The 16,829-nt window shown below is 37.9% G+C and carries 16 protein-coding genes and 1 tRNA gene; 5 read left to right on the plus strand and 12 right to left on the minus strand.

Features of this window, described 5'->3' with window-relative positions; genetic code table 11:
- Positions 1–112 precede the first annotated feature (112 nt).
- Genes lysA through argH form a run of 3 tightly spaced genes read right to left on the minus strand, consistent with a single transcriptional unit; the run spans position 113 to position 3,030 of the window.
- A complete protein-coding gene (lysA, locus tag D1092_RS08415; protein WP_120121461.1) occupies positions 113–1,387 on the minus strand; it encodes a diaminopimelate decarboxylase in 1,275 nt (424 codons plus the stop codon).
- A gap of 9 nt (positions 1,388–1,396) precedes the next feature.
- A complete protein-coding gene (gene lptM / locus D1092_RS08420; RefSeq protein ID WP_120122719.1) occupies positions 1,397–1,576 on the minus strand; it encodes an LPS translocon maturation chaperone LptM in 180 nt (59 codons plus the stop codon).
- 53 nt (positions 1,577–1,629) lie between these two features.
- A complete protein-coding gene (gene argH, locus D1092_RS08425; protein WP_120121463.1) occupies positions 1,630–3,030 on the minus strand; it encodes an argininosuccinate lyase in 1,401 nt (466 codons plus the stop codon).
- A gap of 33 nt (positions 3,031–3,063) precedes the next feature.
- Here argH and D1092_RS08430 point away from each other — a divergent pair, with 33 nt between their 5' ends.
- Positions 3,064–3,762: a TlpA disulfide reductase family protein gene (locus tag D1092_RS08430; protein ID WP_120121464.1), complete on the plus strand. Its 699-nt coding sequence runs from the start codon at positions 3,064–3,066 to the stop codon at positions 3,760–3,762.
- Between the two features lies 1 nt (position 3,763).
- Here D1092_RS08430 and D1092_RS08435 read toward each other — a convergent pair whose 3' ends face one another.
- The 7 genes from D1092_RS08435 to D1092_RS08465 form a co-directional block, all read right to left on the minus strand.
- Positions 3,764–4,240, minus strand: a complete 477-nt coding sequence (locus tag D1092_RS08435) for a YaiI/YqxD family protein (protein ID WP_120121466.1) — start codon at positions 4,238–4,240, stop codon at positions 3,764–3,766.
- A gap of 34 nt (positions 4,241–4,274) precedes the next feature.
- Entirely contained in the window at positions 4,275–5,126 is an 852-nt protein-coding gene (locus D1092_RS08440; RefSeq protein WP_120121468.1) for a YihY/virulence factor BrkB family protein, read from the minus strand.
- A gap of 1,080 nt (positions 5,127–6,206) precedes the next feature.
- Entirely contained in the window at positions 6,207–7,139 is a 933-nt protein-coding gene (locus D1092_RS08445) for a prephenate/arogenate dehydrogenase family protein (RefSeq protein ID WP_120121470.1), read from the minus strand.
- A gap of 365 nt (positions 7,140–7,504) precedes the next feature.
- Positions 7,505–8,545: a DNA polymerase III subunit delta gene (holA, locus tag D1092_RS08450; protein ID WP_120121471.1), complete on the minus strand. Its 1,041-nt coding sequence runs from the start codon at positions 8,543–8,545 to the stop codon at positions 7,505–7,507.
- Positions 8,546–8,549: 4 nt separating this feature from the next.
- On the minus strand, positions 8,550–9,344 hold the full coding sequence (locus tag D1092_RS08455) for an ABC transporter ATP-binding protein (RefSeq protein WP_120121473.1): 795 nt from the start codon (positions 9,342–9,344) through the stop codon (positions 8,550–8,552).
- A complete protein-coding gene (locus D1092_RS08460) occupies positions 9,337–10,233 on the minus strand; it encodes an ABC transporter permease (RefSeq protein WP_120121475.1) in 897 nt (298 codons plus the stop codon). The genes D1092_RS08455 and D1092_RS08460 overlap by 8 nt, the downstream gene beginning before the upstream one ends.
- 71 nt (positions 10,234–10,304) lie before the next feature.
- Positions 10,305–11,282, minus strand: a complete 978-nt coding sequence (locus D1092_RS08465) for an ABC transporter substrate-binding protein (protein ID WP_120121476.1) — start codon at positions 11,280–11,282, stop codon at positions 10,305–10,307.
- 178 nt (positions 11,283–11,460) lie between these two features.
- On the opposite strand from D1092_RS08465, the gene D1092_RS08470 reads away from it, so the two are divergent.
- Positions 11,461–11,535 (plus strand) — tRNA-Gly (locus tag D1092_RS08470).
- 567 nt (positions 11,536–12,102) lie between these two features.
- Here the strand turns inward: D1092_RS08470 and D1092_RS09975 are convergent.
- On the minus strand, positions 12,103–12,357 hold the full coding sequence (locus tag D1092_RS09975; protein WP_241436093.1) for a hypothetical protein: 255 nt from the start codon (positions 12,355–12,357) through the stop codon (positions 12,103–12,105).
- Between the two features lie 146 nt (positions 12,358–12,503).
- Here D1092_RS09975 and D1092_RS09980 point away from each other — a divergent pair, with 146 nt between their 5' ends.
- Complete coding sequence (locus D1092_RS09980) at positions 12,504–12,881, plus strand: GNAT family N-acetyltransferase (RefSeq protein ID WP_241436094.1); 378 nt, start codon at positions 12,504–12,506, stop codon at positions 12,879–12,881.
- Positions 12,882–13,268: 387 nt separating this feature from the next.
- Here D1092_RS09980 and thiD read toward each other — a convergent pair whose 3' ends face one another.
- Positions 13,269–14,123 carry a bifunctional hydroxymethylpyrimidine kinase/phosphomethylpyrimidine kinase gene (thiD, locus tag D1092_RS08485; protein WP_120121478.1) on the minus strand — a complete coding sequence of 285 codons (855 nt, stop codon included), beginning with the start codon at positions 14,121–14,123 and terminating at the stop codon, positions 13,269–13,271.
- A 130-nt stretch (positions 14,124–14,253) separates the two neighbouring features.
- Between thiD and D1092_RS08490 the strand changes: the two genes are divergently transcribed.
- Together D1092_RS08490 and D1092_RS08495 are read left to right on the plus strand one after the other, a co-directional pair.
- Positions 14,254–15,063, plus strand: coding sequence for a lysophospholipid acyltransferase family protein (locus D1092_RS08490; protein ID WP_120121480.1), 810 nt, complete (start codon positions 14,254–14,256; stop codon positions 15,061–15,063).
- A gap of 638 nt (positions 15,064–15,701) precedes the next feature.
- Positions 15,702–16,793, plus strand: a complete 1,092-nt coding sequence (locus D1092_RS08495; RefSeq protein ID WP_120121482.1) for a D-alanyl-D-alanine carboxypeptidase family protein — start codon at positions 15,702–15,704, stop codon at positions 16,791–16,793.
- The last annotated feature ends 36 nt before the right edge of the window (positions 16,794–16,829 follow it).

Raw genomic sequence — 16,829 nt, forward strand, 5'->3', positions numbered from 1 at the left:
AAGCATTTTTCCCCTTTTACCGTGATGTATTAAGATCATAAAACCCATATAAGACAATTTCCAGAAAATAAATTGTTTCATCAAAGTTTAGTAAAAATAAGACCAAAAACATTTAAGAATTTTCGATCCAACTAGGAATATGATCACATTCCATCAATTGTGCATAATCAAGACGCGGACGAATAACCGCATAACGCGTATCTTGAACGAGAATTTCAGGAATCAAAAGTCGACTATTATAAGTACTTGCCATCACAGCACCGTAAGCCCCAGCCTGCGTAATTGCCAAAAGATCACCGGACTCCAAAATCGGCAAATGGCGATCTAATGCTAAATAATCACCAGTCTCACAAACGGAACCCACAATATCTGCACGAATAAGAGGAGCGTCTTTTACTGCTTGCTTCACAAGGACGACATTCTGCCAAGCATCATAAAGCGTTGGACGCATCAGGTCATTCATCGCCGCATCCACAATAACAAAATTTCGCCCTTGTCCCTTTTTTAAATAGAGAACAGAGGTTACCAACACACCAGCTTGACCCACAATACTGCGCCCAGGCTCCATAACAATATTAATCCCTAAAGGAGCAATATGCTTCTTTACCAGCGCAGCATAATCAAAAGGAGAGGGTACACTATGTTGTTCACAACCATAGGCAATACCAAGCCCACCACCAATATCTATATGCGTTATTGCATAACCATCGCTCCACAATTGACGCACACAATCTGCAATAAGAAGGAATGCCTCCTCAAACGGCTTTAAATCACAAATTTGACTGCCAATATGCATATCGATACCGCAAACATGCAATCCAGGTAAAGAGACAGCCTTTTTGTAAGCCTCTCTCGCCAACACCAATGGAATACCAAACTTATTTTCAGATTTTCCTGTTGTAATTTTCTTATGAGTCTTTGCATCAATATCTGGATTAATGCGCAATGAAACACGCGCTGTCTTTGATAATGCAACAGCACGTTGTGACAACTGTTCAAGCTCTGGTTCTGATTCAACATTAAAACAATAAATATTCTGAGCAAGGGCAAAATCTATCTCTCTCACGGTTTTACCAACACCAGAATAAACAATACGATGTGCCGGAATACCAACAGCAAGGGCGCGCCGTAATTCACCTTCTGAGACCACATCAGCGCCCGCCTCATTTGCCGCTAAAAGCCGTAAAATTGCTTGATTAGAATTGGCTTTAACCGCATAAGCAATCAGATTGGGCATCCCTTGAAATGCCTTTTGATAGTCCTTAAAACGTGTAACCAATGCATTAGCCGAGTAACAATAAAAAGGGGTTTCCACCTCCTGCGCAAGAGCAGCAATCGAGCACCCTTCAGCATGAAGCATACCTTGATGGTAGGGGAAAAAATTCATATTTTCCTCCTACTTTATCAAACGATCAAGAATAAACGGTTTATCATCTTCACTTTTAGCAGCAGATGTCCCCTGCACAGACTTTTCCACACTTGCAGGAGGTGCCTCTAATGATCCTTTACGCCCACACCCAACAACACCAACGCCCCCCAAAAGGACAATCATCAACCCCTTTATTATAATTTTCATCTGTCCTCTTTCCTTATCTTCATCTCTTTTTTTTACCTTTAAAATACAATCACTCAAGCGTTCACAAGGCGTTTTTTCCAATAGGCAATTTGCCGAAGAATCTCTAAAGGCGCTGTTCCTCCAAAGCTTTTGCGACTTTCAACAGATTTTTCAACAGTCAAAACATCAAAAAGTGTCGCATTGATATCAGGACATATTGTTTGAAGCTCATCCAATGATAAATCCTGAAGACGACACTGTTTTTTTTCTGCCAATGCCACAGCTTGCCCTGTCACGTGATGTGCTTCACGAAAAGGAATTCCTAATTCGCGAACAAGCCAATCAGCAAAATCTGTCGCTGTTGCATATCCCAAATCTGCAGCTTGTTTCATAGCTTCTTTATTCACATTCAAATCAGCAATCATTCCTGTCATTGCCGCCAGTGATAATTCTAAACTCAAAGCCCCATCAAACACATATTGTTTATCTTCTTGCATATCCTTTGAATAAGCAAGCGGTAATCCTTTCATTACCGTTAACAGTCCCATAAGCGCACCATTTAATCGACCTGCTTTTGCTCGTACTAACTCGGCCGCATCAGGATTTCTCTTTTGTGGCATAATAGACGAACCTGTTGAAAAAGCATCTGACAAACGAATAAAACAAAATTGTTGACTTGACCAAAGAATGATTTCTTCTGCTAAACGCGAAAGATGCATGGCACAAAGAGCACCAGCACTTAAAAATTCCAATGCAAAGTCACGATCAGAAACACTATCTATTGAATTACGTGTAGGTTCTCGAAAACCTAGCGCTTGTGCTGTCATAAAGCGATCAATCGGAAAACTTGTTCCTGCCAAAGCCGCAGCGCCCAAAGGTGATTCATTCATTCGCTCAATAGCATCACGCATCCGCGATAAATCGCGACCAAACATTTCAACATAAGCCATCATATAATGACCAAATGTAACAGGCTGTGCCGATTGTAAATGTGTAAATCCAGGCATAAAGGTATTGACATGTTTTTCTGCAAGAGCAAGTAATTGCTTTATCAACTCTTTTAAAGCTTGTGCTATTTTCTGTAACGCCTCACGAACCCACAATCGAAAATCAACAGCCACTTGATCATTGCGTGAACGCGCCGTATGCAAACGCCCAGCAACAGGACCAATCAACGCACTCAGCCGCGCTTCAATATTCATATGAATATCTTCAAGCTTTCGTGAAAAAACAAATGTACCTTCTTCAATTTCTTGAAGAATAATTTTTAAACCATGAGAAATTTTTTCATAATCAGACTGTAAAATAATCTTTGTTTGCGCTAACATCTCAGCATGAGAGAGCGAACCTTGAATATCTTGCCGATAGAGTTTTTGATCAACATCAATTAAGGTGTTAATTTCTTCCATAACTGTAGCAGGTCCTGCGATAAACCGTCCCCCCCACATTGGATTCTTTAAATTCTCATCTGTCATATTCTAAAAACACCCATAAAAAGGACAAAAACCATGATTCTTCAAAATTGTAATAGTCCAAAAAAGAAAAACAAAAAGAGGCAAATTTTCATAGCATCCTTTTTTGTTGCCATTATCTTAGTTGGTATCAGTTTATACGCAATAAAAAATCATCATGACAAGACAGTCTCCTCTTTTGCCAACGCCATTTCAAAAGAAAAGACAGAAAAAATACAAGACAAAAAAATGATGACAATCCAAAAAGCTGCAACAGGCTTTTTTGCTCACATGCGATTTATGGACACACCCTTAGATATGAATACCCTCTCTTTTAAGGATATTCAAGGAAAAGACCACACTCTCGCTGAATTTAACGGAAAACCGATACTCATCAATCTATGGGCTATCTGGTGCGTGCCCTGTCGCACAGAAATGCCTGAACTCGCAGCATTAAAACGCGAATTGGGTGGAGAAAACTTTGATGTTATAGCGATTAATATCGATAAAGCCGCTTCTGTGGAAAAAATTCAGCAATTTTTGCAAGATATTCATGCAGATAATTTAGTCTACTATCGCGATGAAACCATGAATATCTTCAACGATATGAGAAAACAAGGACTTGCTTTAGGACTTCCCATCACATTTCTCATTGATAAAAAGGGGTATCTCATTGCTTCCTATAATGGAGCAGCGCCATGGGCCAATGATGAAGCCAAAACACTCATAAAAGCTGTCATGAAAGAAGCACAATAATCTAATAACCACGTCTTTTTAAACGTTGGATTTGACAATCCAACGCTGACAAAAAAGCAGAGCGATCTTTTCCACAAAAAGGACGAGGTCCTCCTGTGATATGCCCCTGCTCTCGCAAATCTTCCATCAAAGTGCGCATGACGAGAGCTTGACCAATTGAATTGGTATCAAAAATACGCCCCGTTGGCGAAAGACAAAGCCCACCAGACCGTACAACGCGTTCTGCTAAAAGGATATCACTGGTAATAACGATACTCGCCTCATGTACATGTTCTACAATCCAATCATCAGCCCTATCAAGCCCATCAGAAACAACGATTCTTTCAATGAGTTCTTCTTGGGGAAGAGAAAGAAAACGGTTTGCGACAATAAATGTTTTAAGCTGATAACGATTCATAACACGATAAATTTCAGCTTTTACAGGACAGGAATCTGCATCAACCAATAAAGTAATAGCTGGTCTTATTCCTTGCCCCATCTTTTAGCTTTCATATGATCTACAATTTTTTCATTCATTGAGGCGATTGCCAACAATTGCGATAAAACATTATTGCAGCATTTATTTCACCCCCGAAAATAAAAATTGCGCTTAATATGTAAAGAAAAATAATGGCAACCATAATAGATGCTAACCCCGCATAGGTTGAAATATAATCAAACATCGTTAAATATTGCGCAAAAGTAAGAGAAGCCATAAACCATACAAACATTGTCACCACGATTCCTGGTAAAATATCTATAAATTTCCGCTCTCCTGCTGGAAGCCATTTATGAACAATCAAAAGACTGATAAACAAAATAACGACAGCAATTGTATAACGCCATACACGAATAACCCCAATATATTCAGTCATAAAAAAAGAATGATTTTGCATAATTTTGATCAGCAAAGGCGCTAAAATCAATAAAAAACTCATTACAACAAGACCAAAAGCTCCAAGGATTACAAAAAACAAACTTTGAAAACGACAAAACAACAAACTCCGTCGATCAGTCACACGGTACGCTTTATTCAAAGCTGTACGCAAAGCCTCTATTCCATTAGAAGCAAAATAAGCCGCTCCAATGACAGAAAGCGTCAACACGCCTCCTTGATGAAGGGTTAAAACATTGACAATTTCCTGAGATAAAGGCTCAGCAATGACATCAGGCAATAGCTGTACGAGCGCTTTAATTTTTTGCGGTGTATAGGTAAAAGCCCCAAGAAAACGAGCAAAAGATGTTCCAAAAATAAAAAAAGGAAAAAATGCTAAAAGACCTGACAGCGCAACATGGCTTGCAAAAGCACTTCCATTATCACGCCAATAATGACTTATTGCGTCACCAAAAATACGATAGCCATACCAAAAGATACTTCTTAACAAACCTCAATACTTTCTGGTAACATATTTTTTTTCAGTTATCTCATACTGTATAAAAACACCAAGACTTTAAAAATAAACGCTTTTGAGTATAAAGGGCAATAATGCATGTGGTCAAGCCTCATCCTATCCAAAAACTAGAAAAGCCAACAAATTTTACTAAACAAATTGTCTCCTGTTTGAGGCTTTTTATTTTATATTGAAAACTACTCTCCATTAAAGAACGCAAAAAATAAAATCTGAGGCAAAGATATTTCCATGAGTGCTTCTTCACGTTTTAACGCTTAAATTAAAAGAGGATAGGTAGAAATGAGTTTTTATATTTATGCCTATATTGATATATTGTTCTCAAATAAAGTTTTTTCCCGATTTAAAAGACCAATAATCAATCAAATAGAATACTCCCGCTCTAAACGAGCACATAAAAGCTAAAAAACGAATATACTGAATCATAAGAATATTTTTTTTAAAACATGTTGCTCCATGAGAATTGAAGAACGCGCCTCTGTTTTTTTATAAAACATTTTACGAGACAACACCCATAATACAACCTAGCTTTGCATTGATTTACAAGCATTCATACAAAATCCCTCTCCCTGAAAAATCCTTCACAAATCTCTTGGTTATATTCGTAAAAGTCAAATTTATAGGGCTATAATTCTTGGCTCGATAATGTGAAGAATAACACCATAAAAGCATTTTATAGGTCTTTACCATCAGCAATACAAAAAATTATTGAACAAAGCTTTTATCTTTTAAAAAACGATTTCTTTCCTTTTACAGATGTGACTAATACGAATTATATGTCCGTTGATATGAAATAAATTGCATTTGAAGCATATCCCTTTTCTCTCTCATTTATGCGAATTGACTAACCAAAACAACAAGCCCCCTCTGAGAGTGCAAAAACCTTTTTGGAGCACAGGGTTAGAGATATAAAGGTAAGCACCGCCGCTTATCGTCACACAAACGACTGAAAACAGTACCGTATCCTCATTACAACAAACAATTGAACAGAACAGATACCTAAAAGCATGATAAGAATAAGCAAAACAATAGCACAAAATTCAAAAATCTTTTACTCTACATTCCCTCTTTAGAAACGCTATGACGCCCAAAATCAGGGGCATCAATTTCCTGACCCGCGGCAATGATATTACGGCGCACAGCACGCGTACGCGTAAAAAAATTAAACAGTGTTTCACTATCACCTATACGAATTGCCTGTTCTAAAAAAGCAAGCCCTTCACTAAAACGACCCAACATCTCTAAAATAGCCTCTTTATTATGCAAACAAATGTCCCGCCACATAACGGGATCAGAAGATGCCAAACGCGTAAAATCACGAAAACCGGAAGCAGAATAAGCAATCACTTCCGAATTTGTTACTTTTTCTAAGTCACTCGCTGTCCCAACAGTATTATAGGCAATCAAATGTGGCAAATGTGAAACAATCGCCAACACAAGATCATGATGCTTCGGCTCCATCCTTTCAACACGCGCCCCACAAGCTTCCCAAAACGCTGTCAACCGTGCGACTGCCGCCGCATCACTCTCCGCAAAAGGCGTTAAAATACACCAGCGATTCATAAATAAATCAGCAAAACCAGCATCTGGACCCGAATATTCTGTTCCAGCAATAGGGTGTCCCGGAATAAAATGAACCGTTTTTGGCAATAAAGGCGCCATTTCTGTGATAACCAATTCTTTTGTAGAACCAACATCACTCACAATCGCCCCTGGCTTTAAATGATTATGAATGTCTTTTGCCACCTCTGCACTCGCTCCAACAGGAACAGAAATAATAACGAGATCAGCACCTTCGACAGCCTTTGCATTATCCGTTGTATAAAAATCTCCAAGTTCTAATTCACGCGCTCTTTCCAGTGTTTCTTGTCGACGCGTTGCAATAAAAATCTGAGCTGAAAGATTTTTCTTTTTAATCACTCTTGCTAAAGAAGATCCAATTAGACCAATCCCAATGAGTGCTATTTTTTCAAATTGAATAGGGGGCATCTTTCACCTTTAAAGATTCTTTGCAAATGGCAACAAAGATAGTTGTAAAAAATCATAACTTTTCTGTTTGTTCGTTCAAGAGTTATGCACAAAATATTAAAAAACTACAACGAGAGAATAACACTATTTACTCGGCGTAAATAAACAACAGATCATTTTATCTAGAAAATGCAAAAAATACGTAACGAAAAATTTAAAACCAAACTTCTAAATTCTTATTTCATTGCTTAAGAGAATGCACTTGAAAAATCACCGTAAAAGGCGATTTACCTTCAACCTCTACCTAATAACACAAGAGCTGTAATTGCTAAAAATGCGCTTGCACTATACGCAAAATAAAAAAAATTAACATATTTTAAAACATGTTAAGCCGCCATTTGGCGTCGTGCAATAATTGTAAGCCCCAACAAAGCTTGGCGGATGATAGCTTCACTCAAAAGCGGGTTTTTACGGCTTTCTAAAACAGCAGTTTGAATTTTTTCCATAGCATAGGCAATATGTTCTAACTTCCAATATTTTAAAGCTTGTTCAACATTTTTTTTCCGTTGAAAAAAAATAGGAGGACGCGCTTGAGAAACCACTGTAAAAGGCGTTTTTCCTTCAACCTCTACCTGATAACGCAAAAGCTGTAATTGCTGAAAATGCCTTTGTGCTGTACTTAAAATAAAAAAAAGCGCCCCTTGCAATGCTATATGTCGATTAAAATGCGCTTCAAAACCTGATATATCGCCCAATAAAAGAGCATCAATGATTTCATCTTGAGAAAGAGCACTTACATCGCTTACAACAGCTTTCACATCTTCAAGAGTAATATGAACATTTGAAGCATAAAGACAAAGCTTTTCTAATTCACCTCGTGATACAAGACGATCTACCCCTAAACTTTCATGCAACCATCTACGTGCATCTAAGGAAAGAGTCTTCTTAAACTGTTCTAAAACCTTATCAATCAAACCGTCAAGAGAACGCATATCATCAGCAAAACAAGGCAAAGCCATTGCATTTTCTGCTGTTTCAATAGCATTGCGCAATCCTGTTCCTTTTTTTAAATCCCCTGCCTCAATAAGGATAAAACTTTTCTCTGGTGGTTTTTCAATTAAAAGTTTCAAGGCCGCAAGAAAACCCTTTTGATTAGCAGCATTAGAAATCCATATCAAACGGTCTCCCCCAAAAAGCGAGAAAGTACGCGCTTCATTTTCCAAACGTGCGGGATCTTTATCAATTTCAGCAGCATCCAAACGGATTGTCGAAAATGGATCTTCTATTGCGACCTTTGTAAGCCTAGCAAAACGTTGGGCACGTTCACAAATAAGACCACGATCTGGTCCATAAATGAGAACAATAGGAAAAGCACGTGAGAAGCGCGTTAGAAATTGATCAACCTCATGTGCTTTTTTCTGAGCCACACTATTAATCCATTAACAGTTCATCATTATCAAGAACTTCCCCGCGAACTTTCTGAAACATATGAATTAAATCATTAACATTCAAGCCCTTACGTTCTTCATGACAGACATCCAAAATCACTTTTCCACCATGCAACATCAGTGTGCGATCACCATAATCAAGAGCTTGACGCATAGAATGGGTTACCATAATAGTTGTTAATTTTTTCTCTTCAACGATTTTTTCAGTCAACCGCATCACAAAATCAGCCATTCCAGGATCAAGTGCTGAGGTATGTTCATCAAGTAATAAAACATCTGCATGGGCTAACGTTGCCATCACAAGACAAACGGCTTGGCGTTGTCCACCAGATAAACTGTCCATAGGATTTTGAATATATGTTTCAAGACCAATACCTAATTGAGCAATTTTCTCTCGAAAAAATTGTCTTTTGTCATGGTTTAAAGCTGAACGCAAACCACGACGATTTCCTCGAAGAGCGGCAAGAGCCAAATTTTCTTCAATTGTTAAAGAACCACAACTTCCCTTTAAAGAATCTTGAAAAACACAGGCGACCTTCCCAGCGCGTTCGCTGACTGATTGCCTAGAAACATTTTGTCCATTGATAACCACTTTTCCTGTCGAGGGAAGTGTTGCTCCCGCCAAAACACTGAGCAACGTTGATTTACCTGCACCATTTGAACCGATAACCGTAACAAAGCTACCCTGATCAATTTTGAGGTTAATATCAATGAGAGCCTGTTTTTCCAAAGGTGTTTGCGGTTTAAATGTGACCCCAACATGAAAAAGCTCAATCACGTTTACGCCTCCTCCAATAGCGTGGCACAATAAGGGTTAACACAACCAACAGTGACGTAATCAACTGAAGATCTGTCGACGTATCAATACCAATTCCATTAGCCTCAAATGCAAATTGCACGGCCACACGATAAAGCACAGACCCCACAATACAGCTGATGATAATCCAAAAAATATTGCGCGTACGAAAGAGCGTTTCCCCAATAATCACAGCAGCCAACCCAAAAACAATTGTACCAATTCCACCGGTAATATCTGTTGCAATTGCAGTTTGAATATAAAGAGAACCACCAAGCGCAACACAAGCATTAGAAAGCCCCATACCAAAATAAATCAATGCTGAAGTATGAACGCCTTGCGCCGTCGCCATCTGTGGATTAGCGCCCATTGCACGCATAGCAAGACCTATTTCACTTTCCAAAAAGCGCCAGATCAAGAATGCCACCACCAGCAATACAGCACCAATGAAAAGAGGACGCACAAAGATATCAGGTAACCCAAAAAAATTATAAAAGGGTGTTAAAGCCGTATCAGAAAGCGCCAAATTAATATTAGAGCCTCCCATAATCCCCATAATACGGAGATTCACTGTATAAAGTGCTGACATTGTCAAGATAGAAGCCAAAAGATTCAAAATGCCAAAACGCAAATTCAACAGAGCTGTAACCAAACCTGCTACCATACCCGCACAAAAAGCACATGCCATAGCTATCCATGCATTAAAACCTAAAAGAATCAAGACGCCACAGACACAGGATCCAAGAAGAAACGAGCCATCAACTGTCAAATCCGGAAAATCCAAAACACGAAATGAGAGATAAACTCCTATAGCCACAAACGCATAAATAAGACCTAATTCCACAGCGCCAGAAAAGGCAAATATATTCATGTAAAGACAGTCCTCATGAAAACGTAACGTACTTTATGTATTAAATTGTATTAACACCCTATCAACAAAAGTTACTGAATCACTTTTGTTGCACGGTCAATAACGGCCTGCGGGATAACAATCCCTGCCTTTTTTGCTGCTTTCAGATCAATTCGAATGTCATTATTAGCTGCCTGCACAATATCAATATCACCAGGCTTTTCACCCTTTAGAATACGCACAACCAACTTCCCAGCATCAACCCCAACATCATAGAAATTCACACCTTGCGTCATAAAAGGCCCACGTCCTATCGTATTCGCATCAACAGTAAATACAGGCATATTGGCTTCCTGGGCGACCTTTATGGCTCCCTCTAAAACAGACAGAATCGTATTATCAGCAGGAACAAAAATAACATCGACCTTCCCGATTAAAGCGCGTGTTGCTGCTTGAACATCTGAAGGTTTTGGTGCCGATGAAGGAATGATTTCAATTCCAGTTTTTTTTGCGACATCCTTTAACGTCTTAAGGGTTGAAACAGAATTTGCTTCAGAAGCATTATAAAGATAACCAATTTTTTTCAAGTCTGGTTTTACTTCCTGCAAAAGTTTAACACTTTCAGCAACATCAATACGATCAGAACTCCCTGTCATATTGCCGCCAGGCTTGGTCAGCGAAGAAACGATTTTAGCTCCGATAGGATCAGAAATCGCTGCAAAGACGATAGGTATTGTTTTTGTTGCTGCAAGCATTGTTTGTGCTGAGGGCGTGGTAATCGCTACAATAACATCGGGTTTATCACCAACAAATTTACGTGCAATTTGCGTTGCTGTTGAAATATTTCCCTGCGCTGATAAAAAGGTCAGTTGAAAATTTTCACCTTGCTTATAACCATTTTCTGCAAGAACATCTTCCACACCTTTACGAACAGCATCCGCCGCAGGATGGATCATAATTTGTGTTAAAGCAACTTTAACATGTTTAACTTGGTCATCTGCTTTTACAGCACTGTTCATCATAAAAACAGCTGCAACGACAACCCCTAATATACTTATTCTCTTCAACATTATATTCCACCCCTCTCCATGCAAAAATTAAAAAGGGAATAGTTTATTACTAAAAAATCTTCTAAAATCAATCTTTATTTTATTATATAGACAAAATAAATCAAACTGAGATGATATTTTTTTGTTGCAATTCATAGAAGCCTAAGCCATACAAGCAAAGTATGTATCGAATCGGTGAGCGGGTGTAGCTCAGGGGTAGAGCACAACCTTGCCAAGGTTGGGGTCGTGGGTTCGAATCCCATCGCCCGCTCCATTGAATTTTGATTTATTCGTTCTTGTTGCATGTAACTTGCCAGCAGGTTTTGTATATTTTGACACTGGCTTTTGTAGCAGTTTATTTTCTTTCACATGATTTTTAAGGGGTTCTCAAAGGATCTTCAAAGACCTTCCAAAGATCATTTTTTAGATTCGTACTTTTTTCTGAAAAGCTATAGAGCGTTGTTCTTCAATCATCGGATAATAATTTTTTAGCCCCAAAACAATGGTCATTATTTATATGAAAGTGATTTAAGCGATTTTCTGAGAGATGAGTATGATCGGCTAAGTCACTAAAGCGTGTAAAGTCGGATCGGAAAGCCAGAGAGACGATTCCTGTTGGTCCGTGACGTTATTTGGCAACGATAACTTGTAACTTTGCTAGGATTATTTTCCCAAAGGCATTTTCCCAACAGTATTTTGTATTGCCTCTTACCATCCTGAAGATAGTTTTTTAGTATTGGCGGCAGATCTTTTGCTGTCTTGTATGTTATAGAGGCTTATGCAAAAGAATTTGCGATTGCCTTTAAGCCAACGGACTTTTTACAGCCCCGGTATTAACAGATCAATGTACAACGACAAAGGAAACAAATGTTAAACAAATCAAAAATTGACTTATCATTAGAGAATAATTTTTATTCAAAGGTACGTTTTTACCAAAATTGTACCCTAAAATGACAGTTATTGATTTTTCAAATGGCGTATCTTCTGTCAATTCAACATTTGCTTCAGACACATTCAATATTGTCTCTGCTAAAAAATTACAAGAAACTGTACCTGTAGGCCAAGCAAAATCTATAATAGATTCCTTGTAATGCACAAAAGCTACCTTTAGCTTGGTGGGTTGGACCTCATTCGTCTCATTATAAAGTCGATAAAGTTCTCTTATCTATTGGTTTAGAGCATATTGAAACAGAGGTAGGAATAGCGGCTTTAGCGCAAGATATAGACTCACATGTTACTTCTATGCCGGATAACTTAAAAATCAAGGAAGTTGAATCACTTCAAGATTTCAGAGATTACGGAAATATTATGGCATCCGTCTTCGAGCCTTTTGATGAAGAGGCAGTAAGATTTTATGAAACCATAGGTCATTTTTATAAAAAAGATCCCGATGTAGAGATGTTTGTTGGGTATATAAATAACAATCCTGTAGCCATATGTTTTTGTATGAAAGCGGATGGCATTGGTGGTGTGTATGATATTGTCACCAATCCAGATTTTCAAAAAAGAGGCATTGGGACATTCATGACAAAAATTGCTATTAAGCATTTAAAAAGAAAAAAATGTCATGTTATTGGTCTGCAAGCCTCTCACGAGGGAATTAGCATTTATAAAAAATGAGGTTTTATAAACTTTGGTGAATTTAAAGTTTATTCCAATAAACACATGGTCATTTAACGGAAAACTCTTTTTTACTCATCACTTAAGAAAATTTATTACTTTCAGCAGAAACCAAATATAACCAACCAATCGATCAATAGCAAATATGATAGGATGAACGAGCTCTCTTTTTTTCACTTAAGATTGCCTTTTACACACGATATATTAATCGTAAAAATATGTATAAAAGCAATAAATTATAACTTTTCTCTCTCTTCTCTCATTTTTCTTAAATATAAAACAACTGTTAAGCTACAATGCGTTAACACTTATCAATCATCAATCCCAAACAGTATATAATAACGAAATAAATCTAAAGAGTGAAAATTTTCATAATAAACTGTTGTATCAATCTTTCCACAATGCATAAAAATGGTGAAGTGGACCTCGTCCTTTCCCTACTTTTAAAGCATTTGAGGCCGTTAAAGCGCCATGTAAATAGTTCTTTGCTTGTTTCACAGCGCAGTCTAAAGGCTGTGTAGGCAATAAAGCTGCAATGGCAGCAGAAATGGTACACCCTGTCCCATGATCATGGGTGGTTGAAAGACGAGAAGCTTCAAGCATAACAAGATTTTCACGATCACAATAAAGATCTGGACTAGAATAATCATAATTTTCTGTCCTATTTCTGGCAAGCGTATTCAAATGTCCACCTTTTAACAAAACTGCATGACACCCTAGCGCCAAGAGTCGTGGAGCATATTGATACATAGCCTCTAAAGACCATTGCACGTCACATCCCAATAACAGTGCAGCTTCAGGCAAATTTGGCGTGATCAAAGTTGACATCGGCACAAGAATATCACGCATAATTTCAATGGCATCAGAGTTTAAAAGAACATCACCACTTTTTGCAACCATAACCGGATCAAAAACAATAAAACGCGCTTTATGATAAGCAAGACGTTCTGCAATAACCTTTGCAATTTGGGCATTTGCAACCATACCAACTTTAACGGCATCAACGTGGATATCTTCAAAAACAGAATCAATTTGATCTGCAACAAAAGAAGCATCTAATGCCTGAAAAGAACGCACACCCTGAGTATTTTGTGCAACAACAGCTGTAACCACACTCATACCATAAGTTTTCATGGCTGAAAAAACCTTCAAATCCGCCTGCATTCCAGCGCCACCAGAAGGATCTGTTCCCGCAATAGATAAAATCCGTGGAATGAAAAGTTCACCTTTTTGTAATTCCATCAACCTCTTTCCTTCTGTTTTTAAATATCAGAAAATGAATTACTGAAAAAATAGATGCTCGAAAAAAACATAAAGAAGATGTTTTCTTCTGTAAATTATATTATATACGAAGTCTTCTTATAGATATAAAATGGAAAATATAGTGCTTATCCTTCGTTCTATTCTTTTTACATTCGCTTTTTATACCACAACTTTCATACAAATGATTCTTTACGCTCCCGTTTATTTTCTCATGCCCCGAAAAAAGGCATGGATTGTTCCTAAAACATGGGCGCGCGTTACACTCTTTTTGCAAAAATACATCGCGGGTACACGTTATGAAATCGAAGGATTAGAAAATCTTCCCCAAGGGGCCTATATCATTGCTCCAAAGCATCAATCTGCATGGGAAACTTTCAGCCTTGTTCCCTATTTTGATGATCCCACTCTTATTTTAAAACGTGAATTGATGTGGATTCCATTGTTTGGCTGGTATATGGCAAAAACACAAATTATTCCCATTAACCGCACAACGCCCATCAAAGCCTTAAAAACAGTTATACAAAAAGCAAAAGAAAAAGTAAAACAAGGGCGTCAAATCCTCATTTTTCCCGAAGGGACACGCCGACAACCCGGTCAGGAACCAGATTATAAGTCAGGAATTGTCGCACTCTATAATGAATTAGAACTTCAAGTGGTTCCGATTGCGCATAATGCCGGCCTATATTGGCCCCGCAATAATTTCCGCCGCTATCCTGGAACAATTCGTGTTCGTATTCTTCCTCCAATAGAAGCTGGTTTAAGTAAACGTGACTTTCTAAATCAACTGATCCAAAAAACTGAAGAAGCGTGTGATGAACTGCTTCTCTTAGCAGCTCAAGATTCTAATCCTCCACCGTTACCCGCTTGTGCTATTAAAAGGCTTCAAGCACTAAAATATCACGATCAAAATATTGATTGATAAAATAATAGTCTCTTTTTAGATGAAACTCAAAGTAACAAATACAGGAGCATCTTTCCATCTTACTTAACCTCTAAGGAAACACCAAAAGTTTGCTTGCAGCTTATTCCAGAAAAAGAAAGTAATGTGTGAAACACAAAATTTTGTTAAATATACTGATTATAAACCGTATCAAGAGAAGAGCAGTTGCAATATTAGAAGTTAATCAGTAGAATACGGTGGTTGTCTATACATCTATAAGCATAAATATAAGCACAAAAATTGTAATACCTAATGGACTATAGATGATATATTACAAACTGTGCAAAGATATGGGGTGGGAGATAAAATAAGGAAATCTCTTTAAAAGAAATGCGTAGATAAACAGCACAATAGCATGCTCTTTTTCAATGAAGAACATGATCAACGAATAAGGCATAGCGCAATATCCATGATTGAAAAGATATTGCATGAGGGGCTTTTGCAAGCCACGAAGTTGAACACAAAGGGGAAAATTAAAGAATGATAGTCTTTTTATCTCAGCAAAAAACGCATACGGCATTAACCATTTCCCCTCTTCTATCATAGACTTAAAAGCTTTTTGTACTAAATTAAAACAGTTCTAAATCACTGATAAGAAGATATTGGATTTAAACTTAATGCAACGACTCTTTATTAATCTTTTTTTGTCTCTTATTTTGATCTTGACAAGCACTTTTGCTCTGTCTCAGCCTTTTATTTCTGTTGATGTTACAACTGGAAATATCTTAAAACATCATCAAGCTTTTGAGCGTTGGTATCCTGCTTCCTTAACAAAGTTAATGACCGCTTATGTTATTTTTCGTGCCATGAGCCACGGAGAAATTTCACCCAACAAACCTATTACCATCAGCGAATATGCCGCAAAAGCACCAGCATATCGTTCAGGCTATAAAGCTGGTTCTGTTCTCACACTTGATACAGCCTTAAGTATCACCATGGTTAAATCGACCAATGATTTGGCCATTGCCATGAGTGAAGCCGTTGCTGGTTCACAGAAAGCTTTTGTGCGCAAAATGAATAGCGAAGCTAAACGTTTAGGCATGTTTGGCACCCATTTTGCGAACGCAAGTGGTTTACCAGATCCTCAAAACTACTCCACCGCACGTGATATTGCTCTTTTAGCCGTCCAAATACGTCGGGAATTTCCACAATATGCTCATTATTTTTCTATTCCAGCCATTGATTTTGGTAATAACCGAAAAATCCAGCATAATTCAAACAACCTCATTGGTCGTTTTTATGGAATAGACGGTATGAAAACAGGCTTTATTTGCGCCTCTGGTTTTAATCTTGTTGCCTCAGCCACCCGCAATAAACGTACAATTATTGCTGTCATTCTAGGGGCAAACAACATAAGTGAAAGGGAAGAAAAAGCGGCACAACTTCTTGAAATAGGATTTTTACATCAAGGAAGCCCCCAACTAACACTCGCAACATTAAAACCTTATGGAAACAACATAACACAAGCCAACAATATGAGACAACAAACATGCACGCCTGAAGCCATAAAAATGCATGCCAATTCATATGATGATCAAGGAAATATTATTCTCACCTCACCTTTTATCACTGCTCCCTCTTCTTTTTCTCATCCTTTAGTGGTACATCTCATTCGTAGCCCACAGACACCTAAAATAACAGTAAAACCACTAAGAAAACCCCATAATCCGTATAAAAGACGCACAAACTATCCTATAAAAAAGCCGTAAGCCACACTTCACAATTTATGATTAATCATTTTGCCC

Origin of the sequence: Bartonella krasnovii (assembly GCF_003606345.3) — a bacterium.
GTDB classification, from domain to species: Bacteria; Pseudomonadota; Alphaproteobacteria; order Rhizobiales; family Rhizobiaceae; genus Bartonella; species Bartonella krasnovii.